At 70.0% G+C, this 25,081-nt stretch carries 26 protein-coding genes; 15 read left to right on the top strand and 11 right to left on the bottom strand.

Annotated features, from left to right (window positions below; genetic code table 11):
- The first annotated feature begins 43 nt into the window (after positions 1-43).
- From AB0L00_RS14685 to galT, 3 genes are all read left to right on the top strand, one after another.
- Positions 44-367, top strand: a complete 324-nt coding sequence (locus AB0L00_RS14685) for a hypothetical protein (RefSeq protein WP_364433308.1) — start codon at positions 44-46, stop codon at positions 365-367.
- A gap of 155 nt (positions 368-522) precedes the next feature.
- Positions 523-771, top strand: coding sequence for a hypothetical protein (locus AB0L00_RS14690; protein WP_364433310.1), 249 nt, complete (start codon positions 523-525; stop codon positions 769-771).
- Positions 768-1,781: a galactose-1-phosphate uridylyltransferase gene (galT, locus tag AB0L00_RS14695; RefSeq protein WP_364433313.1), complete on the top strand. Its 1,014-nt coding sequence runs from the start codon at positions 768-770 to the stop codon at positions 1,779-1,781. The genes AB0L00_RS14690 and galT overlap by 4 nt, the downstream gene beginning before the upstream one ends.
- On the opposite strand, the gene AB0L00_RS14700 is transcribed toward galT, so the two are convergent.
- Together AB0L00_RS14700 and AB0L00_RS14705 are read right to left on the bottom strand one after the other, a co-directional pair.
- A complete protein-coding gene (locus AB0L00_RS14700; protein ID WP_364433316.1) occupies positions 1,754-3,625 on the bottom strand; it encodes a hypothetical protein in 1,872 nt (623 codons plus the stop codon). The genes galT and AB0L00_RS14700 overlap by 28 nt on opposite strands.
- Before the next feature lie 284 nt (positions 3,626-3,909).
- Positions 3,910-4,251, bottom strand: a complete 342-nt coding sequence (locus AB0L00_RS14705) for a hypothetical protein (protein ID WP_364433319.1) — start codon at positions 4,249-4,251, stop codon at positions 3,910-3,912.
- 323 nt (positions 4,252-4,574) lie between these two features.
- Here AB0L00_RS14705 and AB0L00_RS14710 point away from each other — a divergent pair, with 323 nt between their 5' ends.
- From AB0L00_RS14710 to AB0L00_RS14720, 3 genes are all read left to right on the top strand, one after another.
- The gene (locus tag AB0L00_RS14710; RefSeq protein WP_364433322.1) at positions 4,575-5,978 is read left to right on the top strand and encodes a glutamate decarboxylase; all 1,404 of its coding nucleotides are present in this window, start codon (positions 4,575-4,577) and stop codon (positions 5,976-5,978) included.
- A 52-nt stretch (positions 5,979-6,030) separates the two neighbouring features.
- The gene (locus AB0L00_RS14715) at positions 6,031-7,212 is read left to right on the top strand and encodes a cytochrome P450 (protein WP_364433324.1); all 1,182 of its coding nucleotides are present in this window, start codon (positions 6,031-6,033) and stop codon (positions 7,210-7,212) included.
- A gap of 143 nt (positions 7,213-7,355) precedes the next feature.
- Positions 7,356-7,913: an EF-hand domain-containing protein gene (locus AB0L00_RS14720; protein ID WP_364433327.1), complete on the top strand. Its 558-nt coding sequence runs from the start codon at positions 7,356-7,358 to the stop codon at positions 7,911-7,913.
- Between the two features lie 7 nt (positions 7,914-7,920).
- Here the strand turns inward: AB0L00_RS14720 and AB0L00_RS14725 are convergent, their stop codons facing one another.
- Both AB0L00_RS14725 and AB0L00_RS14730 read right to left on the bottom strand, forming a co-directional pair.
- Complete coding sequence (locus AB0L00_RS14725; protein WP_364434437.1) at positions 7,921-9,174, bottom strand: NAD(P)-binding domain-containing protein; 1,254 nt, start codon at positions 9,172-9,174, stop codon at positions 7,921-7,923.
- Positions 9,171-9,719, bottom strand: a complete 549-nt coding sequence (locus tag AB0L00_RS14730; RefSeq protein WP_364405922.1) for an OsmC family protein — start codon at positions 9,717-9,719, stop codon at positions 9,171-9,173. Before AB0L00_RS14730 ends, AB0L00_RS14725 begins: the two co-directional genes overlap by 4 nt.
- A gap of 87 nt (positions 9,720-9,806) precedes the next feature.
- On the opposite strand from AB0L00_RS14730, the gene AB0L00_RS14735 reads away from it, so the two are divergent.
- The 3 genes from AB0L00_RS14735 (at position 9,807) to AB0L00_RS14745 (ending at position 12,937) form a co-directional block, all read left to right on the top strand.
- Positions 9,807-11,033, top strand: coding sequence for a homoserine O-acetyltransferase (locus AB0L00_RS14735; RefSeq protein WP_364433330.1), 1,227 nt, complete (start codon positions 9,807-9,809; stop codon positions 11,031-11,033).
- A 19-nt stretch (positions 11,034-11,052) separates the two neighbouring features.
- A complete protein-coding gene (locus AB0L00_RS14740; RefSeq protein ID WP_364433333.1) occupies positions 11,053-12,390 on the top strand; it encodes an O-acetylhomoserine aminocarboxypropyltransferase/cysteine synthase family protein in 1,338 nt (445 codons plus the stop codon).
- A 64-nt stretch (positions 12,391-12,454) separates the two neighbouring features.
- The gene (locus AB0L00_RS14745) at positions 12,455-12,937 is read left to right on the top strand and encodes a CoA-binding protein (protein WP_364433336.1); all 483 of its coding nucleotides are present in this window, start codon (positions 12,455-12,457) and stop codon (positions 12,935-12,937) included.
- A gap of 75 nt (positions 12,938-13,012) precedes the next feature.
- On the opposite strand, the gene AB0L00_RS14750 is transcribed toward AB0L00_RS14745, so the two are convergent.
- From AB0L00_RS14750 to AB0L00_RS14775, 6 genes are read right to left on the bottom strand one after another with little or no spacing between them, the layout of a single operon-like run.
- Entirely contained in the window at positions 13,013-13,306 is a 294-nt protein-coding gene (locus AB0L00_RS14750) for a nucleoside hydrolase (RefSeq protein ID WP_364433338.1), read from the bottom strand.
- Entirely contained in the window at positions 13,293-14,006 is a 714-nt protein-coding gene (locus tag AB0L00_RS14755; protein WP_364433340.1) for a nucleoside hydrolase, read from the bottom strand. Before AB0L00_RS14755 ends, AB0L00_RS14750 begins: the two co-directional genes overlap by 14 nt.
- Positions 14,003-14,863, bottom strand: coding sequence for an ABC transporter permease (locus tag AB0L00_RS14760; RefSeq protein ID WP_364433342.1), 861 nt, complete (start codon positions 14,861-14,863; stop codon positions 14,003-14,005). The genes AB0L00_RS14755 and AB0L00_RS14760 overlap by 4 nt, the downstream gene beginning before the upstream one ends.
- Positions 14,860-15,969, bottom strand: coding sequence for a hypothetical protein (locus AB0L00_RS14765; protein ID WP_364433344.1), 1,110 nt, complete (start codon positions 15,967-15,969; stop codon positions 14,860-14,862). Before AB0L00_RS14765 ends, AB0L00_RS14760 begins: the two co-directional genes overlap by 4 nt.
- Entirely contained in the window at positions 15,966-17,468 is a 1,503-nt protein-coding gene (locus AB0L00_RS14770; RefSeq protein WP_364433346.1) for an ABC transporter ATP-binding protein, read from the bottom strand. The genes AB0L00_RS14765 and AB0L00_RS14770 overlap by 4 nt, the downstream gene beginning before the upstream one ends.
- Entirely contained in the window at positions 17,468-18,496 is a 1,029-nt protein-coding gene (locus AB0L00_RS14775; RefSeq protein WP_364433349.1) for a BMP family ABC transporter substrate-binding protein, read from the bottom strand. Before AB0L00_RS14775 ends, AB0L00_RS14770 begins: the two co-directional genes overlap by 1 nt.
- Positions 18,497-18,624: 128 nt before the next feature.
- Between AB0L00_RS14775 and AB0L00_RS14780 the strand changes: the two genes are divergently transcribed.
- Entirely contained in the window at positions 18,625-19,272 is a 648-nt protein-coding gene (locus AB0L00_RS14780) for a hypothetical protein (protein WP_364433351.1), read from the top strand.
- 81 nt (positions 19,273-19,353) lie between these two features.
- Here the strand turns inward: AB0L00_RS14780 and AB0L00_RS14785 are convergent, their stop codons facing one another.
- The gene (locus AB0L00_RS14785; protein WP_364433353.1) at positions 19,354-19,935 is read right to left on the bottom strand and encodes a cupin domain-containing protein; all 582 of its coding nucleotides are present in this window, start codon (positions 19,933-19,935) and stop codon (positions 19,354-19,356) included.
- Here AB0L00_RS14785 and AB0L00_RS14790 point away from each other — a divergent pair.
- The 5 genes from AB0L00_RS14790 to mtnK all read left to right on the top strand — a co-directional run bounded on the left by AB0L00_RS14790 (position 19,934) and on the right by mtnK (position 25,066).
- Positions 19,934-20,098 (top strand): putative leader peptide, encoded by a 165-nt coding sequence (locus AB0L00_RS14790; protein ID WP_364433356.1) that lies wholly within the window; start codon positions 19,934-19,936, stop codon positions 20,096-20,098. The two genes, AB0L00_RS14785 and AB0L00_RS14790, sit on opposite strands and share 2 nt — an antisense overlap.
- A 147-nt stretch (positions 20,099-20,245) precedes the next feature.
- Positions 20,246-21,325, top strand: coding sequence for a substrate-binding domain-containing protein (locus AB0L00_RS14795; protein ID WP_364433359.1), 1,080 nt, complete (start codon positions 20,246-20,248; stop codon positions 21,323-21,325).
- Entirely contained in the window at positions 21,316-22,827 is a 1,512-nt protein-coding gene (locus AB0L00_RS14800; protein WP_364433362.1) for a sugar ABC transporter ATP-binding protein, read from the top strand. The genes AB0L00_RS14795 and AB0L00_RS14800 overlap by 10 nt, the downstream gene beginning before the upstream one ends.
- Entirely contained in the window at positions 22,824-23,855 is a 1,032-nt protein-coding gene (locus tag AB0L00_RS14805; RefSeq protein ID WP_364433365.1) for an ABC transporter permease, read from the top strand. The genes AB0L00_RS14800 and AB0L00_RS14805 overlap by 4 nt, the downstream gene beginning before the upstream one ends.
- Entirely contained in the window at positions 23,852-25,066 is a 1,215-nt protein-coding gene (gene mtnK / locus AB0L00_RS14810) for an S-methyl-5-thioribose kinase (protein ID WP_364433368.1), read from the top strand. Before AB0L00_RS14805 ends, mtnK begins: the two co-directional genes overlap by 4 nt.
- The last annotated feature ends 15 nt before the right edge of the window (positions 25,067-25,081 follow it).

The following is a 25,081-nucleotide window of genomic DNA, read 5'->3' on the forward strand; positions in this document are numbered from 1 at the left end:
AATGCATCACGGATGTGCCGAACCGATGTGACCTACCTCACCCATGACGGGACGGCGCGGTTACCTGCGACGTGACCACCCGCGCAGCGCCTGGTTCTATCTGGACGCCTCCTGGGAAGAGACGCTCCGCCGGCACGCGGGCCGGCCGCAACGGGACGAGTTCGGGGCCGCGCAGATGCGGCAGTGGTACCGGCCGCTGGACCTGCTGCCCGACCGGTGCGAGACGGTGATCGCCGAGGACAGCGCACTGGAGACGACGGTTAGGCGGGTGATGCGCGAAGCGGGTCTGGTTCCGCCTCGTCCCACCCCGTCCGACGACGCCTCCGCGGATCCCCCCGGAGACGGTGATCCGTCCGCTCCGGCGTGACGCCGAAGAAGATCAGGCGGGGCGGGGCCTGCGGGGGTCACGCCCGAGCTCTCGCGGACGCGGAGCTCGTGTCTCACGGTCACCTCGCGCGGGGGTGAGTCGATCGCCTCGATGCGGCCCAGGAGAAGGCGTTCCCCGGGAACGTGGTCGCCGGGATGTGGAAGCCGTTCCCGGATGAGATCGCCGGCACGATCATCGGGGAGACCCGGGTGGGAGCGGGCCGGTTGCTCGTCTGTCAGTTCCCGCTGCTCGCGGCCGCACGACGGGGCGACCCGATGGCCGCGGCGGTGCTCGCGGACCTGCTCCGTCACCTCGTCGCGCCCGTTCCCGGGCTACGGGCCGAGCACGACCGACTCGCCGACGGCCGGGCCATCACCTACTACGCGACGAAGGACACGCCATGACCGAGCGGAGATACGACCCGACTCGCGGCGAGTGGGTCACCTTCGCCACCCACCGGCAGAACCGTACGTTCCTCCCGCCCGCCGACCAGTGCCCGCTGTGCCCCACCGCGCCCGGCGGGCCGCCGACCGAGATCCCGCGCGCGTCGTACGAACTGGTCACCTTCGACAACCGGTTCCCGTCCTTCACCGCCCATCCCCCGGCGCCTTCGGTCGCCGGCGACGCGCTGACCCCGGTCGAGGCGGCGGTGGGCCACGCGGAGGTCGTGGTGTTCACCGGCGATCACGACGCCACGCTGGCCGAACTGCCGGTCACCCGGCTGCGCGCCCTCGTGGACGTGTGGGCGGACCGTACGACCGTGCTCGGCCGTCGCCCGGAGATCGGTTACGTCTTCCCGTTCGAGAACAAGGGCGAGGAGATCGGCGTCACCCTCCACCACCCGCACGGCCAGATCTACGGCTACCCCGACATCCCGCCGATCCCGGCGCAGGAGATCGGCGCCGCGCGGCGGTACCGGGAGCTGCACGGATCCTGCGTGTGGTGCGACGTCGTCATCCGGGAGGAGGGCTCCGAGCGGCTTGTCGTCACCGGCGACGCCTTCGCCGCGTACGTGCCGTTCTGGGCGCGCTTTCCCTACCAGGTGTACATCAGCGCCCGCCGCCACGCGCCTGCGCTGCCGTCGCTCACCGCACCTGAGCGGGACGACCTGGCTCGCGTGCTCAAGCAGGTGCTGGTCGCCTATGACGGCCTGTTCGGCTTCTCGATGCCCTATGTCATGGCGGTACACCAGGAGCCCGCCGTCCCCGGCCACGCCGACGTCACCCACCTGCACCTGGAGCTGTCGCCGCCGTATCGGACCGCCACCAGGCGCAAGTACCTGGCCGGCAGCGAACTGGCCGCAGGCGCGTACGTCACCGACCTGGCACCCGAACGCACCGCCGCCGCGCTCCGCGACGTCCTCGCCCGCAGCACGGCGGACGACGGTCACGGTGAGGACCGCCCGGCGGCCTGATCGGCTGAGCCCATGGTCTGCTTGATGATCGACTCAGCGAGGACCCTGAGTGCCACGCACCGCAGGGAGTCGTCGCCGATCTCCTGGGCGATCTGCTCGGCACGGCGGACGTCGCTCACCGCGAATACCGGAACCGCGACGTACAGCAGATGATCCCGGCTTGGACCGTGGTACTGCCGGATGAGCCGCTTGAGGGACTGTCGTTTCTGCGCGGCGATCTCGCTGATCGACAGATACGCGGTCACCACCTGGTCGAGCAGGGAGATCAGCAGAGGGTCGGTCGGCTGTGCGGCCAGGGCCACCTCCAGCACCTGGTGCGTGATGCGGGTGGCTCGTTCAGGACTGGAGTCGGCCCATGCCGCCGCCACGGCCATCAGGGTCCTGGCCATGCGCTTCAGATCACCGTTGTCCAGTCGCTGCTTGACGCGCTGTTGCGCTCGGGTTCCGGCGAGTTCGATGAGGCGCATGGTCAGGCTCGGGTCGACGGCGACGACATCTTCGGCGATCTTCGCCAGCCGCTGCGCCTCCTCGAATCCGAGGTCCGCATCGTCGGCGTTGTCGGCGATGTAGGAGGCGGCCTGCCGTGCGGTGCCGGGGCAGACGGTGGCCCCGACCGCTGCGATCTTTCCCATCACGGGGAGAGCCCGTCTCGGCTCGACTTCGAGAGCGGTCCGGTACGCGGTATCGAGCCACCGCCGTGCCTGCGATGGATCGATCTCGGCGATCTCGCCGGCCATGTCGGCGAATGCCTCGTTCCGAGCGCCGGCGTCGGTGATCCGCGAGGCGATGGTCTCGGCCCGCGCCGGGTCGCACCGTGCCGCGCCTTTAGCGATAGAGCCCAGGTAATAGGGGTAGTAGAAACCGCCGTTCTGCTGGTCGTCGCCGATCTCGGGTTCGGCTCGCCGGCGGTCCCACGAGGAGCCGGCCTGCCCAGGGGGGATGACGCTCTCTTCGGCCGCATCGAGCAAAGATTTGTGATCCCGTCCGGTAGAGGCCGCTGCCTTGAGGACGTCTTCCCAGGCGGATGCGCGGATGGACGCCGCCGTGATCTTGTTGATGAGCCGTTCCGCCCTGGCGGGGTCGACCTCCGCCATTCCCACGGCGGTCGACCGGAGTTCCCCGTCCCGCAAGTGTTCGTCTGTGACGCCGAGCGCGGACGCTCCGGCAAGATAGATCAAACGCTCGGCATGTCGCCGGTCGATGGCGTAGCCGACCTTGGCGATCTTCATCATCGTGCCGCGCAGCAGGGAATCGCGGAGTTGGAGCTCATCGTCGGGGTCGGGGCGGATCATGTGAGCCGCTTCCACCGCCTGGCCCATCAGCTCAGCGGCCCGGTCAGGGGCGGTGGCGGCCAGCCTGTCGGCCTCGGCGGCCAGCGCCCGGGCGCGCAGCACCCGTCGCAGGCCCAGATCGTCGGCGCCTGGATCGTGAAATCCCACGACAAGCCGCTCAACGCGGCCGAGCACCGCAAGCGCTCGCCGGGAGTCCACCTCGATGAGCCGGCCGACCAGGGACTCGAACGTCTCGTGATCCACGGAGTCCGAACGCTCTTCCAGGAGCTGATCGATGAACGGATCGGCGTGACCGAGCAGCTCCTCGATGCGCTCGGGATCGGACGGTCTCCCGGCGAGCGCCAGCGAAGCCAGTGCCCGAACCTCTATCGAGGGGATGCGCTGAAGGTGCCGCTCGGCATGGTCGAGATCGGCCTCGGCAAGCGCCATGGCAACCCCGAAGAGCGCGTTCTCACGCTCTTTGTGATCGTCAATGGAACGGGCGATCCGGATGGCGTGGTCGATCGCAGACTCGCGCTCCTGGCGCGGATCCCCCGCCCGCAACGGCTTCATTCGCCACCTTTCAGTCATCTGTTTCCGGCGGAGTCTACGGCGCTACCGCCCCAACGATCTTTCAGCGCCCGCCGGATTCCGGCGCCGGGTCGCAGGTGCTCGAGGTTCCGTGACCAGGTCGATCCGCATCGACGTTCCGGACGTGTTCGCCGCGTCTTACGGCGCGCACGGCGCCGAGGCGCGTTCATGGATCGCCGAGCCGCCTTCGCCGGGCGGCGAGTTCCCGGACCGCTGGGAGCTGCGGCCATCCGCGACGAGCCGACAGCGGGGTCGCGACCCGGGCGTCAGGCCGCGACGGCGTCGCGGCCCGCCAGCCGATTGCGTAGTCGCACCAGCTCAGGGCGGCCCTTCGGCGTAAAGGTGCCCGTGAGCTGCCCCTTACGGTAGAGCTCCAGCCGGTACGGGATCACGCTGGTCAGGCGCAGCGCGGCCGCTACCGGAGCGAGGAGCAGACGCAGGGCGAGTTCGATCAGCCAGAAGGGCAGCAGCACCGCGCTGGCCAGAAGGCCCGGAAGGCCGATGATCAGCGAGATCGGGTCCTCGCCGAGCCCGCCGGGCATCAGGTTCATGGCCGCCTCAGGCTTGACCCACCGCCTCCAGGCCAGACGCTGCTGCCGCAACCGCATCCGGGTTCCGTCACCGTCTCGCCAACGCACCGGACGAATGTACCGCCTCCGACGAATCCAGCAGGTTTCCCATTCGAATCGGTCAGGCCGGCGGGCCGCGAGCGGACTGGGTCACCTCGACCACACGTCAGGGTGAGGTCGGTGGTGTCCCGCCCCCGCAGCCGGGGCCGACGCGGAAGCCGTCGAGGCGCTGTCCCGTCGGTGACCCCAACCCAATACCAAGATGTAGCGCATTCGGTAGTCACGCAACTACTTTGAGTATCCCATGCTGGTGCCGACAGGCAGGCGCCATGGACATGTCACGGACACACCAGGGGGACGTCATGGTCAAGCAGGTGCATGGCGAGCGTCGGAACGTGGAGCTGGCCGTGAAGCCGCTGTACAGCGGGCTGGTGCCGGACGGCGGAATTCCCCGCTATCAGCTGGCATCCGGTCCGATGGCGCCGGACTCGGCCGCCGCGCTGGTCCGGGACGAGATCATGCTGGACTCCAACGCCCGCCTCAACCTCGCCACCTACTGCACCACCTGGATGGAGCCTCAGGCCAAGGAACTGATCGCCGATTCTCTGGACCGCAACCTGATTGACCACGACCAGTACGCCCAGACGGCGGAGCTGGAGACACGGTGCGTGAACATCCTGGCCAACCTCTGGAACGACCCGGGCACCAACGGTGCCGGGTGCTCGACCAGCGGCTCCAGCGAGGCCACGATGCTGGCCGGGCTGGCGATGAAGTTCAACTGGCGTGCGCGGCGACGAGCGCAGGGCCTGCCGGCGGACCGGCCCAACCTGGTGATGCCCAGCGTGGTGCACACCTGTTGGCCGAAATTCTGCCGCTACTGGGATGTCGAGCCGCGCTACGTGCCGATCCGCGAACCCGGCTTCACCGTCGACCCGTCCGAGGTGGCGAGCCTCTGCGACGAGAACACCATCGGCGCGGTGGCCATTCTCGGGTCCAGCGCGCTGGGAATCTACGACCCGGTGGCCGAGATGGCGTCCGCGTTGGATCGGCTCCAGGCCGAACGGGGAGTGGACGTGCCGCTGCACGTCGACGCCGCGGTGGGCGGCTTCATCGCGCCGTTCCTAGAACCCGACCTGGTGTGGGACTTCCGGGTGCCTCGGGTGCTGTCCATCAACACCTCGGGCCATAAATTCGGACTGGTCTACCCGGGCATCGGGTGGATCATCTGGCGCGACAAGAAGGCGCTGCCGAAAGAGCTGATCTTCGAATGCGAGCTGCTCGGCGGCAGCGTGCCCACCTTCACGCTCAACTTCTCCCGATCAGGCGCCCCGGTGGTGGCGCAGTACTACACCTTCCTGCGCCTCGGGTTCGAGGGCTACCGCGCGGTGCAACAAGCCTGCCGTGATGTGGCGTCCTATCTGGCCAACCAGCTCGCGAAGATGCCCGCGCTGGAGGTCATCTCCGATGGAACCCATCTGCCGGTCGTGGCGTTGCGGATGCGGCCCGACACGACCACGACCGTATTCGACATACACGACCGGATGCGCAAGCACGGGTGGCAGATACCCGCCTACCACCTGCCCGACGCCCTCGACGACGTGGCCGTGATGCGCCTGGTGATCCGCAACGGCTTCAGCCGCGACACCGCGGACATACTGCTGAACGCGCTGCGCGCCGAGCTGGCCGAGCTGTTTCCCACAGCCACGGCGAAGGCCGACAAGCCCGCCATACCGACGCCGCGACGGCGTGGCCCCGTCTACCACTGAAAGGAACCGCCAGGCCGAATGTCGCTGCCTCCTCCAGGGGAAGGTGTTTGAGATGGGCGAGTTCGCGGAGAGCATTACGATCGATCAGTTGAATGACGATCCGTACCTGATCTATGCGCGGTTGCGGGAGGAGGAGCCCGTCGCCTATGTTCGGGCGCTCGATCAGTGGATGGTCACGCGGCATCAGGACGTCCGGACGGTGATCAGTCTGTCGGAGACGTTCATCTCCTATTTCTCGAAGTCTTTGATTCTCAAGGTCTGCGGCGAGGGGAACATGCTCGCGACCGATGGGGACCCGCACAGCGACCTCCGTGGGTGTACCGACGACGACTACGCACGGGAGACTCTGCCGGCGGGCCTTCGGGATCATGTGCGGACGTTGGCTGACAAGTACGCCGATGAGTTGAAGCGCTCCGGGTCACCGGCTGATCTGAAGGAGCAGTACTTCGCGCCGGTCGCCGTGTTGTCAGAGGCGCACATCCTGGGTCTCGATCATATCGATCCGGAAGTCTTCATCAGGTGGGCCGGCGGCATGAACAGTGCCATCACCAACTTCGAGAAGGATCCGGCCAGGACCCGGCTGGGCGAAGAGACCCGGGCCGATATCGACCGGGTCCTCATTCCTTACCTCGAGGAACTCAGGAAGAACCCGATCCACTCGACGCTGTCCAATCTTCTGCACTCCGGACGTCCTGCAGGCCGGCCTCGTCCCATCCAGGAGATCCTGCCCACGGTCCGGTTGATCTTGACCGCGACCGAGGAACCCGGCAACGGCGCCAGTTCGACGATGCTTGGTCTTCTCGACAACCCCGACCAGCTCGAAGCCGTGAAGGCCGATCCGTCCCTGCTGGAGCATGCGGCCCATGAGGGCCTGCGCTGGCGACCCCCCGTGGGTGCGCTCATGCGGTCCGCCGCCCGCGATTTCGAGCTGGGCGGCGTCACCATCCCGGCGGGCAGCGGTGTGGCGGCCATCGCCGCCTCGGCCAACCGCGACGAGAGGGTCTACGAGAACCCCGACGTCTTCGACATCCACCGGCCGATGCAACCGCACGCCTCGCTTGGCTACGGCAGTCACCGCTGCCTGGCCTGGGAACAAGTCCCAGAGATCATCCGCATCAGCATCGAAGTGCTGCTGGAGCGTTTTCCAACGATCCGGCTGGATACCGACAAGCCGCCGGTGCGCTACTACGGCTGGCGTTACCGCGGGCCGAACGGTCTCCCTGTCCGCTGGTGACCAGAGGTTCACATCTCGGGCAATCCGCGCCGTCCAATGGCCGCGAATCCGATGTCTCACGAGATCGCCGCGCTAACTGCGGCTTCTCGAAAATGCTCACTTAATGTAGGCTATCGATCACAATTGGCGATCGAGAGGTTCCTATGAACCACGAGTCCGCACAGGTCGATTCCGGCGCCCGCGAGCGACTGCTACTGCGGTTCCGCATACTCGACTCCGACGGTAACGGCTACCTGGACGAGAGCGACTTCGACCGCCTCGCCACCAACGTGCTCAGTGCGCTGGGCGAGCCGCGCGAGTCGGCGAAGGGCCAGGCGGTTCTCGACGGGCATCACCGCTTCTGGGCGGGCCTGCGCGCGTCCCTCGACGCCGATGGCGACGGCCGGATCAGCCTGGCCGAGTACCTCGCCAGGCTAGGCGACCCCGGCGACGCGGAACAGGCCGTGACCGACTACGCGACATCAATGGCCGCGCTGGTCGACCGGGACGACGACGGATACGTCGAACGGGACGACTTCCTCACCTGCATGACGGCGAGCGGGTTCGCGGAGGCCAACAGCGCGACCGTGTTCGAGGAGCTGGACGAATCAGGCGATGGCCGGATCCCGGTCGCCCATTGGGCCGCGGCGATCGTGGACTGGTACAGGTCCGAGCGCACCGACATCCCCGGCCATGTCCTCGTCACACCGCCTGACGCTTGATCAGGTGTCATAGAGCGCCAGCCAGATACCCCGCGAGGTGGTCGATGACCTCGCGAGCGTCATCCTCGATGCCGTAGATGAACGTGGACTTGCGCCGTCGCAGCACAGGTAGTCCCAGGGCGTACAGTCCCGGGCTGTCGACCACGCCACCCTCGTGCCGCAGCCACCCCTTCTCCTCGAGCACGGGTACGTCGAGCCACCCGTAGTCGGGCCGGAACCCCGTCGCCCACACGATCGCGGCGATCTCACCGCTCCGCAGGTCGAGCTGCAACCGTGTCGAGGCGGGCACCCGTGTGGGCGGGAGACGCTCGGGAGGAGCGACGTCAGCGTCGCGCCCGTCCCTCCGCGCCCACTCGTCGAACGTGTCCAGCAGGCGTTCCAGTTTGAGGTCCGCGAGCGAGAACACGTTGCGCAGACCGCCGGAGAACAGTGCGCGGCCGTCGCGGACGGCCGCCCAGCGACCTACCGGTTCGACTCCCATCGCGGTGAGGGCGTTGATGTCCAGCGTCGTCCGCTGGGGAGTTCCGACGAGCTGAGGAGAGGGGAGCCGCCGGGCCCGCTCGAGGTCGTCGACCTCGTCGTACCGCTGATCCCACAGGCCGGAGGCGTTCATCCACCAGAGCACGTCGCGTCCGCGGTACGTGCGCGGCATCCGCACCTGCTCCCCCACCGAGATGGTCACCGGCCGACCCGACCGGCGCAACTCCGCCGCCAGCTGCACACCGGTCGCCGACGCCCCCACGACGAGCACGCCGCCGTCGGGCAGCCCGCTGTGGCCGCGGTAGTCGAACGGCGTCAGCTGCCGGACGGACGCCGGCACGGCGTCCGCGAACTGCGGCACCGTCGGCCGATTGCAGGCTCCGCTCGCGATGACCACCGTCCGGCAGCGGATCTCGCCGCGGCCGGTCGTCACGTGGTAGCCGTCGTCGGTGCGCCGCAGCGACGTGACGTTCGCGCCGGTCCGGACGGGAGCGCCGGTGACCTTGGCGAACCGTTCGATGAAGTCGGTGACCTCCTCCATCGTCATGTAGCCGTCGGGGTCCGGGCCTTCGTAGTGATGGCCCGGCAGGCGGCTCTGCCAGTTGGGCGTGAGGAGCCGAAGAGAGTCCCAGCGTTCGTGGCGCCAGGAGTTCGCGACCTCGCCGCGCTCCAGGACGACGTGGTCGATCGACCTTTCGCCGAGGAAGTGGCTCGCGGCGAGGCCCGCGTGCCCCGCGCCGATGACGACGGTTGTGACGCGTTCGATGGTGGGACCCCTCAGGCGACGTCGACGGTGACGTCCGTGGGGTTCGTCAGAGCATCGAACACTGCGGAGCGCTTCTGGGACTGGGCCACCAGCGCTTCGATCTCCTGCCTGGAGGCGTCCGCGTCGATGGTGAACGTCACCTTGACGTCGGTGAAGCCGTTACGGACGTCGCTGTCGGCGCCGAGGATCCCGCGAATGTCGTGCTTGCCCTCGACCGTCGACTCGACCGAGCGGAGCTGGATGCCGCGGTTCTGCGCGACGGACGCCACGCCCGCCGTCAGGCAGGCCGCCAGGCCGACGAGGAGGTACTCGATCGGCGTGATGCCGTTGTCCTCGGCCGCGAAGACCGCGGGGTGGTCGGCTTCGAACACCGACTCGGTCTTGTGGCTCTGCTCCTGTCCGAGGCCGAAGAAGTCGCGGACCGTCGTGGTGCTGTGGACGCCGTCCTGCCACTTGGAGGAGGCCCGCCAGGTGAACTGGGCGGCCTCGGGAGCGCCCTTCAGCGCGTCGCGCGCCTCGAGCAGCGCCTGCACGTTGACTCCGTTGACGACCGTGGTCATGTTCGATGATGCCCTCTCGTCGGATTACTCACATTCCCGATGGGTTCGCTTGACAATACACCGACAGTAACGGGCACCATAGCCCCTGTGACGAAATCGGTTTCCACGCTCGCGGCCGGATCGGCCGGCACGGTCGAGACGCGGTACCTCGACCTGCCGGAGCCGGTGCGACTCGACTGCGGGCGGGAGCTGTACCCGGTTCGCGTGGCGTACGAGACCTACGGCGCCCTGTCCCCCCGGCGCGACAACGTCATCCTGGTGTGCCACGCGCTCAGCGGCGACGCCCACGCGGCGGGTCTCGCGAAGGCGCCGCCCGAGGAGAGCACGCGCGACGGGTTCGGGGCCGAGGATCGCGACGGCTCGGCCCGAAGGGGGCTCGGCTGGTGGGACGGGATGATCGGTCCCGGCAAGGCGTTCGACACCGACCGTTTCTTCGTCGTCTCCACGAACCTGCTCGGCGGATGCAGCGGGACGACGGGTCCGTCGTCCGTGGATCCGGCGACGGGCCGGCCGTACGGGCCGGACTTCCCCGTGATCACCGTCGCGGACATGGTGCGCACCCAGCGCGCGTTCCTCGACGCGCTCGACATCGAGCGGCTCGCGGCGGTGGCCGGCGGCTCGCTCGGCGGCATGCAGGCGTTGGAGTGGGCGATCCTGTTCCCCGACCAGGTCGACGCCGTCGTGGCGATCGCCAGCACGCACGCCCTCCAACCACAGGGCGTCGCCTGGAACGCGATCGCGCGTGAGGCGATCATGCGCGACCCGGCCTGGCAGGGCGGCCGGTACTACGGAACGGACCGCGCACCCGATGCCGGCATGGGCGTGGCGCGGATGGTCGGCCACGTCACGTACCTGTCCGCCTCGGCGCTGGGTGCCAAGTTCGGCCGGCGGCTGCAGGTCGCCGACGACATCCGCTACACGATCACCGACGCGGAGTTCTCGGTCGAAAGCTACCTGCGTCACCAGGCCGGATCGTTCGTCAAGCGCTTCGACGCCAACACCTACCTCTACACCTCACGGGCGCTGACCTATTTCGACCTCGCGCGCCAGTACGGCGGCGGATCGCTCGTGCGGGCGCTCGACGGCGTCTCGGCACGGACCCTGCTGATCGCGTTCAGCTCCGACTGGCTGTACCCGCCGTCCGCGTCGAGGGAGATCGAGGAGGCGCTTCGCGCTCTCGGCAAGCCGGTCGAGTTCCATGTGATCGACGCACCGTACGGCCACGACTGCTTCCTTCTGGAAGAAGCGCGGCAGACGCCCATCATCCGCCGATTCTTGAGTGATCACCGTCCGGCCGAAGGTGGGGCCGGATGACGTCCAGGAAGAGACCTTCGTGACCGACAACCCCTCCCGTACCGAAGAGGCCCGCGCGTTCGGGTTCGAGACACGGCAGCTGCACGCCGGGCAACGACCCGACCCGAACACGGGCGCGCGTGCGGTGCCGATCTTCCAGACGACCAGCTACGTGTTCGAAGATCCCGAGTCCGCGGCGGCGTACTTCAACCTGCAGGAGTACGGGAACACCTACTCCCGCATCATGAACCCGACCGTCGCGGCGTTCGAGGAACGCGTGGCCAACCTCGAGGGCGGCTGTGGCGCGGTGGCGTTCGCCAGTGGCATCGCCGCGCAGGCGGCCGCGCTCTTCACTCTGCTCCAGCCGGGCGACCACGTCGTCTCGTCGTCGGCGCTCTACGGCGGCACGGTGAACCAGCTCAAGCACCTGCTGCGCAAGATGAGCGTGGAGCTCACGTGGGTCGATCCCGACGATCCGGACGCCTGGCGGCACGCGGTCCGCCCGAACACGAAGGCGTTCTTCGGCGAGACCATCGGCAACCCCGCCGGGAACGTGCTCGACATCGAGACCGTGGCGGCCGTCGCGCACGAGCACGACCTGCCGCTGATCGTGGACAACACGTTCGCGACGCCGTACCTCTGCCGCCCGATCGAATGGGGTGCCGACATCGTGATCCACTCGGCGACAAAGTTCATCGGCGGTCACGGCACGAGCATCGGCGGCGTCGTCGTCGAGGCCGGCACGTTCGACTGGTCCAACGGCCGGTTCCCCGTGATCGCGGACCCGTCACCGGCCTACCACGGCCTGCGGTTCCACGAGACGTTCGGGACATACGGCTATCTGATGAAGCTCCGAGCCGAGACGCTGCGCGATCTCGGTGCGGCGCTCGCGCCGTTCAACGCCTTCCTGTTCCTGCAGGGACTCGAGACGCTGTCGCTGCGGATGGAACGCCATGTCGAGAACGCCCGGGCGGTCGCGGGGTTCCTGGAGTCACACGAGCTGGCGTCGAACGTGACGTATCCCGGCCTGCCGGCGAGCCGATACCGGCCGCTCGTGGACAAGTACCTGCCGAACGGCGCCGGCGCGGTCTTCTCGTTCGACTGCGCGGGCGGCCGGACCGGCGGGACGGCCCTCATCCGCGGCCTGACGCTCTGGTCTCACCTGGCGAACGTCGGCGATGCCAAGAGCCTGGTCATCCACCCCGCCAGCACGACGCACCGGCAGCTCGGCGACGACGAGCTACGCGCCGCCGGCGTCGGGCCGGGCACGGTGCGCCTGTCGGTCGGCACCGAATCCGTCGACGATCTGGTCTGGGACCTGGAGCAGGGTTTCACGCATGTCGCCGCGGCGACGGGAAAGAAGGGGGCGACGGCATGACCGAGCGAAGCGAGGGAAGCGACAAGCACAGCACCTTGGTCATGGGGTCGACGAAGGAGGGCTCATGACCGAGCTCGCGCGGTACCAGGACGCCTCGGCGATCCAGCGCGTCCTCCACACGGCCAGGACGATCGCCATCGTGGGGCTCTCGAGCAACGAGCTGCGGGCCAGCTACTTCGTCGGCTACTACCTCAAGCGGCACGGCTACCGCGTGATCCCCGTGAATCCCCGCGAGACGCGGATCCTCGGAGAGACGTGCCATGCGCGCCTGTCCGACGTTCCCGTGCCGGTGGACGTCGTGAACGTCTTCCGCGCGCCGGACGCACTGCCGGGGATCGCGCGGGAGGCCGTGGCGATCGGCGCCGGCACCCTCTGGTGCCAGTTCGGTGTGGTCAACGAGGAGGGCGCGCGGATCGCGGAGGACGGCGGCGTGACCGTGATCATGGACCGCTGTCTCAAGATCGAGCACGCACGCTACGTGGGCCGGATGCACTGGCTCGGCTTCAACACGCAGCGCATCACGTCGGTCCGTGCCGGGATCCAGTAGCCCTCGATGACGGGGCCCGAGCCCGCACCGCGCCGACGCCCGAGACGAACGATCAGCCGCACCGGGCAACCCGGCTCACGACAGCGCCCCCACGAAGTTCCGCACGAACCGGGCCGTGTCCACCGAGGTCAGCACTCGGGTGTCGGGCGCCTTCTCGTACTGGAACGCGGGCGGCAGCCCGTCGCTGGTGCGCATCAGCCGAGCCCGGGACAGGAACCCGTCGCCGACCACGTTGACCGGACCGTCGATCCATCCGGTCACGAGACCCGGGTCCAGCAACACTCCGGCGGCAAGCGGGTCGTGCAGCGGGATGATCCGCCGCCCCCACTCGTTCTGGTAGAAGTCCAGGTAGGAATCAAGGATCTCCACGGCGAACCGGGCGACCGGGGGTATCGACCGCGCGCAGTGCCCCGATGGCCTGCTCGTCCAGGATCGTGCTCGCGGTGACGTTCACCCCGACGCTGACCAGGAGGTTGCGTGGCGCGGCGAACACCAGCCGGGCCGCGGCCGGGTCGTTGTTGATGTTGGCGTCGATCATGCGCAGCACACCGGGTTCGGCGTACGGCCCCGAGCCGCCCATGAGCACGACCGAGCGGTACTTCAGCAGCAGGTCCGGGTCGATCCGCAACGCGAGCCCGAGGTTGGTCAGCGGACCGAGCGCGAGCAGGTCCAGTTCGCCGGGGGCCTCATCGGCCAGCTCGACCAGCAGCTCGGCCGACGACTCGGCGGCCAGGTCCGGGGTGGGCCGCAGGTAGCCGCGGTCGCCGAGCCCGTCCTTGCCGTGCACGTAGGAGGCGATGTGCGGACTGCCCTCCAGGGGCCCGGCCGCGCCCAGCGCGATCGGCACGTCCAGGTCGAGCAGCCGGGTCACGTAGCCGATGTTGCGCACCGAGTCGTCGACGACGCAGTTCCCGAACACCGACGTGATCGCCACGATCTCCGCGTCCGGGCGGGCCGCGAGATACAGCAGCGTGTGGGCATCGTCGATGCCGGTATCGGTGTCGACGACCACCCGGCGTACCGGGCTCACCCGTGCCCGCTCGGAAAGATTCAACGCTTCGGAGGTCATACGGCACGTTCCTTTCTGTGCCTTCGGGAGATGACGCGGGCCAGGACCAGCACCGCGAGCGTGATGAGGTAGGGGGCGGCGTCAGCGGCCTGCTGCGGCAGTCCGGCGCCTTGCAGCCGGAATCCCAGCGCCTCGGCGACGCCGAACAGCAGGCAGGCGCCGAGCAGCCGATACGGGCGGGTCCCGGCGAGCATGACGGCGACCACCGCCACCCAGCCGCGGCCGGCGCTCATGCCCTCGCTGAACAGCGTCACGTTGCCGAGCGAGAGCTGCGCGCCGCCGAGCCCGCACAGGGCCCCGGCGATCAGGACGGCGGCGTGGCGGTACCCGGCGACCTTCAGGCCGAGTGAGCGCGCCGCCTCGGGCTGCCCGCCGAGCGCCCGCAGCCGCAGCCCCGAGCGGGTCCGGCCGAGCCAGAACGCGACCGCTGCGACGAGGAGGAAGGCCACCGGCACCAGCACCGACTGCGACGTGTGCGGTAGGTCCGGCAGCCCTCTCAGATCGGGCGAGGAGTAGGTGCCGCCGAGGCCGAGGATCCGGCGCATGAGGAAAGAGGTCAGCCCGAGCGCCAGCAGGTTGGTGCCGACGGCGACCACGATCGGATCGGCGCTCAGCGACACCGCGGGCACCGACAACAGCGCGGCGAACAGCACGGTCGTCAGGACGGCGGCCAGCACCCCGAACCAGGCGTTGCCGGTCTCATGGCTGACCACCACGGCGGTGAAGGCGCCGCACAACAGCTGGCCCTCCAGCGCGATGTTGAACACCCCGGCCGCCGCGCACAGCAGCCCGCCGAGCGCGGCGAACAGCACCGGCGCGGTCGCGGTGATGACCGAGGCGGCGAAGACCATGGTCATGACCGCCTCAGCCTCCTGGCGGTGGCCAGGACGGCGACGATCACGATGATCAGCCCTTCTAGCACCTGGGTGAGCTGGCTCGGCACGCCTGCGTCACGTTCCATGCCCTCGCCGCCCACCTGCAGCACGGTCAGCAGCGCCGCGGTGACCGGCACCGCGCGCGGCCGCCCGGCGGCCAGCAGCACGGCGGCCACCCCCGTGAAGGTGTAGCCGGGCGAGGTGAGCGCCCCATCGACGTAGCGGTACGGCTGCGCGAGCACGATCAGTGCCCCGCTCAGCCCGGCCAGCGCCCCGCCGGCCGCCAGCGATGACGTCGCCAGCCGCGCGACCGGCAGCCCGCCGTAGCGCGCGAACTCCCGGCCGGCCCCGAGCACCCGCAACTCGTACCCGAGCACCGTCCCGCCGTCCACCCACAGCCAGCCCAGCGTGACCAGCAGGATGATCGGCAGCCCGGCCGTGACGTACTCCGATCCACCCAGCGCGGTCAGCTGCGCCCGCCCCGGCAGCAGCGGCGTCTCGGCGATCCCGGTGCCCTTCTCGGCCAGCGGGAACCGCACGAGGTAGGAGGCGAGCGCCGTCGCGGGCGTGCTGATCAACAGCGTGGTGACGATCGCCGGCAGCCCCAGCCGGGTGGCGAGCGGCCCGGAGATCCCGGCGGTGAGCGCCCCCGAGAGGAGCGCCGCGATGAGCGCCCCGGCGACGGCGAGCACGCCCGGCAACGGCACCTTCAGCGCCACCACGGCGGCCGCGATTCCGCCGAGCGCCAGCTGCCCATCGCCCCCCAGGTTGAACTCTCCGGCCCGGAACGGAATCGCGAACGCCAGCGCCATCCCCAGCGTCGGCACGAAAGAGGCGATCGTGTACGGCAGGTTCCCGTCGCCGATCGCCCCGTTGACCAGCGCGGGATAGGCCTTCCCCGGCGACACCCCGGCCACCGCCATGACCAGCGCCCCGAGCAGGATCGCCGCGGTCACCGCCAGTACCGGCGGCGCCAGCACCACACGTCGCGAGACGGGAGGACGCCCGCCGGTGTCCGGGCCGGCGGCACGTTCGGGGGGTGCGCCGGACGACCGGCCGGTGGCGGCCGGGGCGTGGGGGTCGCTCATACGGCTACTCCGGTCATGGCGGCGCCAAGGGCGGTTTCGGTGGCCTCGGCGGCGGTGAACTCGGCGGCCAGGCGGCCCTCGAAGAGGATCAGGATGCGATCGGCCAGGGCACGGACCTCCGACAGTTCGCTGGAGATCAGCAGGACGGCCTGGCCGCTCTCCCGCGCTCCGGCGATCAGGGCGTGGATCTGCTCCTGGGCGCCGACGTCCACGCCTTGGGTCGGCTCCTCGACGATGACGACAGGGGTCCGGCGGGCCAGTTCACGGGCCAGCACGGCCTTCTGCGCGTTGCCGCCGGACAGCGTGGCGAGCGGGGCGCCGGCCGAGGGTGCCCGGATGCCGAAGCGGGTCACCAGGTCGGCCACGCGGGCGGCCACCGCGCGGGTGCGCCGGCGGCCGAGACGGCCCCGCAGCTCCGGGGTGCGGTGGTCGCCCATGACGAGGTTACGGGCCAGTGACAGGGCGGGCGCGGTCGCTCGGCCATCGCGGTCGTCCGGGACGTACGCCAGGCCGAGGCGGCGGCGGGCGGCCACATCAGCGGCCGTGATGTCGGTGCCGAGCAGTTCGACCGTGCCGGTCGCCGGGCCCATGCCGGTGAGCGCGTCCACCAGGGGACGCTGGCCGCTGCCCGCGACCCCGGCGATGCCGACGATCTCGCCGGGCCGGACGCCGAACGTGACGGCGCCGTCCTCGGCGTTCCCTGTCCGCACCCCACGGGCCTCCAGGGCGTACGGCGACGTCAGCCGCTCGCGGGGGCGCGGTGGTGCGGGAGCGAGATTCCGGCCGATCATCGCGTGGACGAGTTCGGTCGCGGACGTCTCGGCCGTGGCGAAACGGCCGGTCACCCGGCCGTCGCGCAGCACCGTCACCCGATCGCTGCTCTCCAGGACCTCGCCCAGCTTGTGGGTGATGAGCAGGATCGAGGTGCCCGACTCGGCCAGCGTGCGCAGCACCTCGAACAGCCGGGTGGCCTGCGACGGCGTGAGCACCGAGGTGGGCTCGTCGAGGATGAGGATCTCCGCTCGGCGGTGCAGGGCCTTGAGCAGTTCCACGCGCTGGCGCAGTCCGACCGGGAGGCTTCCGGCCGCCGCCGAGGCGTCGACGGGCAGCCCGTACCGCTCGGCGAGTTCGGTGACCCGTCGTGCCGCCGAAACCCGGTCGAGCAGGCCGCGGCGGGTGACCGGTTCGGCGCCGAGGACCACGTTCTCCGCCACGGTCAGCTCGGGGAACAGCCGGACCCGCTGGTGCACCATGCCGAGCCCGGCGGCGATGGCGTCGGCGGGCGAGCGGAACCGGACCGGCCGGCCGTCCCGCAGCACGGTGCCGGCGTCCGGCCGGTGCAGCCCGTACAGGATCGACACCAACGTGGACTTTCCGGCGCCGTTCTCGCCGACCACGGCGTGAATCTCTCCGCGTGCCACGGTCAGGTCCACGCCGTCGTTGGCCAGGACCTGGCCGAACCGTTTGGTGATGCCGGACAGCTCGGCGGCGGGCGTCATCAGGAGCCGGAGACCGGGTCGGCGACCTTGACCTTGCCGGCCACGATGTCGGCGCGGACCTGCTTGACCTTGGCCACCACGGCCGGTTCCGAGGCCACGGTGCAGCCAGAGGAGGCCAGGTCGGGGTCGAGCGCGGTCACCCCGACCCCGTTCTCGGCCAGGCCGTAGATCTTGTAACCGCCGGCCTTGCCCGCGGCGACATCCTTGATCGCGTTGTACTCGGCGACGTCGACGTGCTTGAGCACGTTGTCGATGACGTTGCCCGGGCTGAGCTTGCACTGGTCGACGTCCACGCCGAAGGACTTGAAGCCGCCGGCCGCGGCGGCCTGGAAGACACCCGGGTTACCCCCGGAGGCGGCGGCCTCGATGATGTCGGCGCCCTTGGTGGCCGACAGTGTCTGAGCCTGTGCCTTGGCCCGGGCCGGGTCGCTGTACGGGTTGCTGCCGCCGACGTACAGCGGCGTCCCGGTGGTCTGGGGGGCCACGGACCTGGCGCCGGAGAAGAACGGGTCGATCCAGCGGTGGATGAAGGGAGAGTCGAGCGCGGCGACCACGCCGAGCTTGTGGTTCTTGCTCAGCTGACCGGCCTCGACCCCGGCGAGGTAGGCCGCCTCGTACTCCTTGAATGCCACGCACGTCAGATTGGCGGCCTGCTTCTTCGGGCAGGAGTCGACCTCGAGGAACTGCTGGGAGGGGTGCTGGGCCGGGACGGTGCCGAGAACGTCGTCGAAGGAGTACGTCACCCCGATGATGACGGTGGGCTTGGCCCGGACCGCGGCGTCCACGTTCTGCGCGATGCTCGTCGGGTCGTGGCTCTCGTAGAGCTTGAAGCTCGCTCCGAGTTCCTGCGCGGCCTTCTTGCCGCCGGCGACGCTGAGCTGCAGAAAGCTGTCGGTGCCCACCGGCGTGGGCGTGATCAGGACGACCGACTTGCCGGAGCCCTCGCTGGAGGAACCGGACGTGCTCGAGCCGCCGCAGGCGGTCAGCAGGAGGGGAAGTGTGGCGGCCGCGACGAGGGCTTTGCGCATGGTTCTGTCGGTCCTTGCTCGAGAGGTGTGCGACAGACCATACCAAAACAGTAGGAAAACTGGACAATGTGCTCGCATGTCGTCTACGGTCCGGCGGGACCGATCTCTGCCGAGCCAGGAGTACGACGATGAAAACGCGATCGATCGCGATGGTGCTGGGGCTGACCGTGGCGGCCGGCACGGCGGCGGTGGCTCCGGCCGACGCGGCCACCGGTTCGCGGGCCGAGTTCTTCGCCACCAACGAGACGTCCGGGAGCTTCGACCCGAACGACCCGGCACTGAAGACCCACCTGACCGCGTTCGCCCGCCAGGCCGAAAGAATCATCCGGAGGAACGGCGGCCGCACCCACGGCTCGACGCTTCTCAACGGGACGTTCTGGTACTCCAGCATGCAGAAGGCCGACTACGAACGCTCTCGGGAGTTCCACGTCGATGGCGTGACCTCCACCAAGATCCACAACATCGCGCACGTGCTGGCCCAGACGTATCACCAGCAGTCCGTGCTGACCTTCCAGTATCTGCCCCGCGGGTCGAAGAGGGTCAACGCCGTCCAGGTCCAGGTACGCGGTGTGTCGCTCCAGAAACTGCACGACGTGATCCAGTCCGACCCGGAGCTGGGCGAGAAGCTGGGCGGCGGCTCGGTGACGCTCGGCGGCCGGCTGATCGAGCTGGGCGCCGTCTCCGACCTCCCGCTGATCAAGCAGCTCGTCGCGGAGGTCGGCGCCGACTGGGCGGAGGCGAAGGTGACCTACGGGGCCTGGGAGTTCGTCGGCTGACGGAACACCCGTGGAGGTCGCCGGCCGCGGACGCGCCGACCCGGTCGTGGACGGAGCCGATCCCGTCCACGACCCGGCCGGTCAGCTGCGTGAGGCCCTCCGCGCCACGATGGAGTCGAAGTCGGGGATCCGCTCGGCGACCGGGTTGCCGGTGAACCTGCCGACCCAGCCGTCGTCGTCGTGGAAGAACCGGATCGCCGTGAACGCGGGTTCCGTGCCCATGTCGAACCAGTGAGTCGTGTCCCGCGGGACGGTCAGCAGGTCGCCCGCCTCGCACAGGACGGCGTAGACCCGGCCGTCGACGTGCAGGTAGAAGATGCCGGACCCGCTGACGAAGTAACGGACCTCGTCGTCGTCGTGCGTGTGCTCGGACAGGAACCTCTCCCGCGCCGCGCGCGCCTTCTCCGGCCATTCGGGGCTGCCGTCCGGGTGCAGCCGTGCGACGTCGACGAAGGTATAGCCCTCCTCCGCGACGACGCGGTCGACCTGCTCGCGGTAGGCGTCGAGGATCTCCTCCTGCGAGCCGCCGTGCTCCTCGATCACGTTCCACTGCCGCAGGACGACGTCGAGTTCCTTCAGGACCGCGGCGATCTCCCCGGTGTCCTCCGTCTCGAGCACCGTCTCGGGGTGCTCCCCGTCGGTGTACACGCTCAGATACGTCATGAGCCGATCCTCCTCCAGTCCAAGGCAGATAACCAGACTAACTCAGTCTGGAAAGTGGACAAGCTCGCCAACCTGGGGTTACGCTGCCGCCGTGATCCCGCGACGGCTTCTCGTGGGGCGTCGCCACATCGATCTGATGAGAGTGGCCGGCGCCTCCTGTTGACCGGGCCGCTCCCGGCCTGGAATCCCGGCCCTCTTCCCTGACGGTGCCGCGCTCCCCTGCTCTGGCACATCTCCCGCTCCGAGCGACCTCCCGCTCCGCCCGCGCGCCGCGGTCTCGCGGCCCCACCGTACGAATGATGAGATCAACATGCGCACGACCATCGTCGCCGTCGCCGCCGGCCTTCTCGCGGTGACCGCGCTCTCCGGCTGCTCGCAGAACTCCCCCGATACGCGGGCCGCCGGGGCGCCGACCGAAACCGGCACGCACCGGCCGACCGAGAAGGTCCCTGAGAAGTTCGCCAAGGGCGGGGTGCACATCGCCCTGGTCCGCCAGTTGTCCTCCGGCGACTACTTCGAGCAGTGGCTGGCCGGAGCGCAGGCCGAGGCGAAGGCCCTGAACGTGACCTTGGACCTGTCCAGCGGCGACAACAACAACGACAAGCAGGCCCTGAACCTGCAGCAGGCGGTCGGCAACAAGGCCGACGCCATCATCGTCGACCACGGCTTCGCGCAGACCATCCAGCCCGCGATCAAGAAGGCGGTGGACGCCGGCGTCCCGGTCGTCGCCTTCGACGTCGACCCGGGCACTCCCAAGGCCGTGACGCTCGACCAGGACGACCATCAGATCGCGTCGCAGTCGCTGAGCGTGCTGAAGCAGGACACCGGCGGCAAGGCCAAGGTCATCTACGTGTACGTCGCCGGGTTCGCACCGCTGGACCGCCGCAACGAGACCTGGACGCAGTTCAAGAAGGACAACCCCGGTATCTCGCAGGTCGCCAAGATCGGTGTCGTCAACAGCTCCACCGCCTCGGCCGTCGCCGACCAGGCGAAGGCCGCGCTCCAGGCGCATCCCGACGTCACCGCGATCTTCGCTCCGTACGACGAGTTCGCCAAGGGCGCCACGCTCGCCGTGAACGAGCTCGGGCTGCAGGACAAGGTCAAGGTGTACGGCGCCGACGTCTCCACCGCCGACATCGGCGTCATCACCGCGGTGAAGAGCCCGTGGGTGGCCACGTCCGCGACCGACCCCGCCAACGTCGGCCGTGTCGCCGTACGGGCCGCGGCGCTGCGCGTCGCGGGACGGCAGGTCCCTGGGGCGTTGAAGGTGCCGCCGACGCTGATCACCCAGCAGGCGCTGCGCGACCATGGCATCACCAACGTCCAGCGGCTCGCCGGTGCCTTCCCCGCGCTGGAGACCCCGGACGTGGCGCCCGTGCCATGGGCGTGAGACCGGTCGTCTCGGTCTGCGGGCTGGCGAAGCGGTACGGCGCCACCTGGGCGCTGCGCGACGTCGACCTGGAGATCGCGCCCGGCGAGGTGCTCGGTCTCATCGGCACCAACGGCGCGGGGAAGTCCACCCTCATCAAGATCCTCTCCGGCGTGACCCGCCCGACGGGCGGCGAGATCCGCATCGACGGGACGCTCGTCGACCTGCCCGACCCGCTCCGCGCCCAGGAGGCCGGTCTGCAGACCGTCCACCAGGACATCGACGCCGGAGTCGTGTCCGGCGCCGATGTCGCCGAGAACCTGACGCTCGACGCCCTGGTGCCGGGCCGGTCCGGCGTGTTCGTCACCCGAGGCCGTACCCGCGTGGCCGCCCGCGCCATCGCGGAGGCCGCACGCCTCGACGTGCCACTGGACGCGCCCGTCGAGTCGCTGCCCGCCGGGGCCCGCCAGCACATCGTCATCGCGCGAGTGCTGTCCCGCCGGCCCCGGGTGCTCATCCTCGACGAGCCGACGTCCGCACTGTCGGCCGCCGAGATCCGTGTGCTGGTCTCGATGGTGCGCCGACTGGCGGCCGAGGGCGTGGCCGTCCTTTACGTCTCTCACCGGCTGAGCGAGATCAAGGAGTTGTGCGACCGCGTCGCCGTGCTGCGCGACGGCGCGATACGCCGCGTCTTCGCGCGGCCGGTCGAGGGACATCGGCTGGTCGAGGCGATGCTGGGCGGGGAGGTCGGCGCCCTGACGCACGAGGTGCGCGAAGGCGGCGAACCGGTGCTGCGGGCGACCGGCCTGCGCACTCGTCCGGGCGTCGAGCCCCTCGATCTGACGGTCCGCGCCGGCGAGGTCGTCGGCGTCACCGGACTCGTCGGCTCCGGCAAGACCGAACTCCTCGAGCAGTTGTACGGCGCCCGGCCACTGGTCTCCGGAACACTCGACCTCGACGGGCGCCCGTACCGGCCCCGCGATCCGGGTGCCGCGGCGGCCGCCGGTGTCGCGTTCGTCGCCGAGGAGCGGGAAGCTCAGGCGGTGCTGCCCGGCTGGTCCGTGCGCGCACACGTCACACTCCCCCGGCTCCGCGACCACAGCCGGATCGGCCTGCTGTCCCGCCGGTCGGAGTCGGCGGCGGCCCGGCGGGTCATCGAGGCGTTCGGGGTGCGCGGGCCCGGGCCGGAGGCCGAGATCGGCGCACTCTCCGGCGGCAACCAGCAGAAGGTCGTCGTCGGCCGCTGGCTGGAGGGCCGGTGCCGGCTGGTCCTGCTGGACGAGCCCTTCCGCGGCGTGGACGTCGGTGCCCGCGCCGACATCGCCCGGCGGATACGGGAACGGGCCGGCGCGCTCGGCGTGGTGATCGCCTCGTCCGATCCGCAGGAGGTCCTGCAGGTGGCCGACCGGGTCATCGTGCTGCACGACGGCGTACGAACCGGGGAGGTGAGCGCAGCGGACGCGTCGGCCGAGCGCCTGGCCACGCTCATGGCGGGCGGCGCCGATGAAGGAGGAGACACGTGACCCTTACCACCGACACTCGCCAGGCCACGCCCGCACCCGCCCCGGCGGCCACGCGCCTCGCCACGGCCGGCTACCGGTACGGCCTGCTCGTGGTGCTGGTCGCGGTCACGGTGTTCTTCGGCACGGCCCGATCGTCGTTCGCCACGTACGACAACCTGCTCATCGTCCTGCAGTCGGTGGCGATCGTGGCCATCGTCGCCCTCGGGGTGACCGTCTCGATGACCGCGGGAGGCTTCGACCTGTCCGTGGGCGCGAACGTGAGCTTCGTCGTCATGGTCACCGCCCTCGCGATGGTGCGGTTCGACCTGACCGGCGCGACCGCCATCGTGATCGGCCTGCTCGCCGGGCTTCTGGTCGCGGGCGTCAACGCGCTCCTCGTGGTGGTGGCCGGAGTGCCCGACCTGATCGCCACGCTCGGCACCATGTTCCTGTTCCAGGGCCTGGCCCTGATCATCACCTCCGGCCAGTCGGTGTCCGCCGGGATGACGATCGGCGGCGGAGCCGCGCCCGGACGGTACACCGCGGGCTTCACCTGGTTCGGCTCCGGGACGGTGGCGTCCGTCCCCGTGCCCGTCGTCGCCATGGTGATCCTGGCGATCGCCGCGTACGTCTTCCTGAACAACACCCGCTGGGGCAGGGCGCTGTACGCCATCGGCGGCAACGCCCAGGCCGCCCGGCTCGCCGGGATCCGCGTCGGCCGGTACCGCGCACTCGCCTACGCCGTGTCCGGGCTGTGCGCCGCCGTCGGCGGCATCCTCCTGTCCGCGCGGCTGGGCCGCGGCGACGTCGGAGCCGGCGACCCGTACCTGATGCAGGCCGTCGCCGCCGCGCTCATCGGGTTCGCCGTGCTCGGCGCCAACCGGCCCAACGTCGTCGGCACCGCCGTCGGCGCGCTGTTCATCGGCGTGGTCATCAACGGGCTGACCATGCTGAACGCCCCCTACTACACGCAGACCTTCGTCCAAGGCGCGCTACTCGTCGTCTCCCTCGTCACCAGCTTCACCCTCACCCCAGGACGTCGCCGATGAACGACTACGAGATCCTCGACGCCCATGCCGTGCCGGCCTACATCGCCGGTCGGCCGGCCATCGCGAAACGGATCGACCCCGACCGCATCACCGCCGTCCGCGAGGTCGGCGACGGCAACATGAACCTCGTGTTCGTCGTCGAGGCGGACGGCCAGGAGGGCCTCGTCCTCAAACAGTCCCTGCCGTACGTCCGGATCGCCCCGACCTGGCCGGTCACCCCCGACCGCAACGGATTCGAGGCGAACGCCCTGGCCGCGCACGGCTCGATGGCGCCCGAGTACGTCCCCGCCCTGTACGACGCGGACGAGGACCGGCACGTCATCGCGGTGGAGGACCTGTCCGACCACCGGGTCTGGCGCGGCGCGCTCATCGACGGCCTGCGCCACGAAGGCGCGGCGGCCGACCTGGGCCGGTACGTCGCGCGGGTCGCGTTCGGGACATCGGTATTCGGCCTGGACCCGGACGACCAGAAGGCCGCGCTCGCCCGCGCCGTCAACCCGGAGCTGTGCCGGATCACCGAGGACCTGGTCTTCACCGAGCCGTACATCCGGCACGAGCACAACAGCGTGCTGCCCGCCAACGAGGCCGACGTCGCCGCGTACGCCGGCGACCCGGAGGTCCGCGCGGCGATCGGCGTCGCCAAGCTGGCCTTCATGACGCACGCCGAGGCACTGATCCACGGCGACCTCCACACCGGATCCGTCCTGGTCCGCGCCGCGACCGGCACCACTCCGCGATCGACCAGGGCGTTCGACGCGGAGTTCGCGTTCTACGGGCCGGTCGGCTTCGACCTGGGGGCGCTGTGGGGCAACTTCGTGCTCGCCGCCGCCCGCGCGACGATCCTCGGGGCGGCGGACCACGCGGCGTGGGTGCTGCGGCAGGCGACCGTGGCCTGGGACGCCTTCGAGGCGGAGTTCCGGACGCTGTGGCCGGGCCGCGTCGATCCGCGGGTCTTCGGGGACGCGGTGCTCGACCGCTTCCTCGGCACGGTCCGCGCGGACGCCGCCGGATTCGGCGGAGCGAAGGCGGCGCGGCGCGTCATCGGGTTCTCGAAGGTGGCCGACATCGAGACTCTGCCGGAGGCCGAACGGTCGGTGGCCGTGCGCGGCGTTCTCAGGTCCGCACGGCTTCTCCTCGTGGACGGCCCGCGTCTCACGGACGTACGGCGCCTGTTCGACGAAGTCGGCGACGTCCTGGCCACGACGGCCTGATCATCGGACCGGCCG

The organism is Actinoallomurus sp. NPDC052308 (assembly GCF_040679195.1).
Lineage (GTDB): Bacteria > Actinomycetota > Actinomycetes > Streptosporangiales > Streptosporangiaceae > Actinoallomurus > Actinoallomurus liliacearum.

Excerpts from the sequence above, each read along its gene's own strand:
- AB0L00_RS14685 (WP_364433308.1), top strand. The coding sequence starts at position 44 with ATGACGGGACGGCGCGGTTACCTGCGACGTGACCACCCGCGCAGCGCC.
- AB0L00_RS14690 (WP_364433310.1), top strand. The coding sequence starts at position 523 with ATGTGGAAGCCGTTCCCGGATGAGATCGCCGGCACGATCATCGGGGAG.
- galT (WP_364433313.1), top strand. The coding sequence starts at position 768 with ATGACCGAGCGGAGATACGACCCGACTCGCGGCGAGTGGGTCACCTTC.
- AB0L00_RS14700 (WP_364433316.1), bottom strand. The coding sequence starts at position 3,625 with ATGAAGCCGTTGCGGGCGGGGGATCCGCGCCAGGAGCGCGAGTCTGCG.
- AB0L00_RS14705 (WP_364433319.1), bottom strand. The coding sequence starts at position 4,251 with ATGCGGTTGCGGCAGCAGCGTCTGGCCTGGAGGCGGTGGGTCAAGCCT.
- AB0L00_RS14710 (WP_364433322.1), top strand. The coding sequence starts at position 4,575 with ATGGTCAAGCAGGTGCATGGCGAGCGTCGGAACGTGGAGCTGGCCGTG.
- AB0L00_RS14715 (WP_364433324.1), top strand. The coding sequence starts at position 6,031 with ATGGGCGAGTTCGCGGAGAGCATTACGATCGATCAGTTGAATGACGAT.
- AB0L00_RS14720 (WP_364433327.1), top strand. The coding sequence starts at position 7,356 with ATGAACCACGAGTCCGCACAGGTCGATTCCGGCGCCCGCGAGCGACTG.
- AB0L00_RS14730 (WP_364405922.1), bottom strand. The coding sequence starts at position 9,719 with ATGACCACGGTCGTCAACGGAGTCAACGTGCAGGCGCTGCTCGAGGCG.
- AB0L00_RS14745 (WP_364433336.1), top strand. The coding sequence starts at position 12,455 with ATGACCGAGCTCGCGCGGTACCAGGACGCCTCGGCGATCCAGCGCGTC.
- AB0L00_RS14755 (WP_364433340.1), bottom strand. The coding sequence starts at position 14,006 with ATGACCTCCGAAGCGTTGAATCTTTCCGAGCGGGCACGGGTGAGCCCG.
- AB0L00_RS14760 (WP_364433342.1), bottom strand. The coding sequence starts at position 14,863 with ATGACCATGGTCTTCGCCGCCTCGGTCATCACCGCGACCGCGCCGGTG.
- AB0L00_RS14765 (WP_364433344.1), bottom strand. The coding sequence starts at position 15,969 with ATGAGCGACCCCCACGCCCCGGCCGCCACCGGCCGGTCGTCCGGCGCA.
- AB0L00_RS14770 (WP_364433346.1), bottom strand. The coding sequence starts at position 17,468 with ATGACGCCCGCCGCCGAGCTGTCCGGCATCACCAAACGGTTCGGCCAG.
- AB0L00_RS14775 (WP_364433349.1), bottom strand. The coding sequence starts at position 18,496 with ATGCGCAAAGCCCTCGTCGCGGCCGCCACACTTCCCCTCCTGCTGACC.
- AB0L00_RS14780 (WP_364433351.1), top strand. The coding sequence starts at position 18,625 with ATGAAAACGCGATCGATCGCGATGGTGCTGGGGCTGACCGTGGCGGCC.
- AB0L00_RS14790 (WP_364433356.1), top strand. The coding sequence starts at position 19,934 with ATGAGCCGATCCTCCTCCAGTCCAAGGCAGATAACCAGACTAACTCAG.
- AB0L00_RS14785 (WP_364433353.1), bottom strand. The coding sequence starts at position 19,935 with ATGACGTATCTGAGCGTGTACACCGACGGGGAGCACCCCGAGACGGTG.
- AB0L00_RS14795 (WP_364433359.1), top strand. The coding sequence starts at position 20,246 with ATGCGCACGACCATCGTCGCCGTCGCCGCCGGCCTTCTCGCGGTGACC.
- AB0L00_RS14800 (WP_364433362.1), top strand. The coding sequence starts at position 21,316 with ATGGGCGTGAGACCGGTCGTCTCGGTCTGCGGGCTGGCGAAGCGGTAC.
- mtnK (WP_364433368.1), top strand. The coding sequence starts at position 23,852 with ATGAACGACTACGAGATCCTCGACGCCCATGCCGTGCCGGCCTACATC.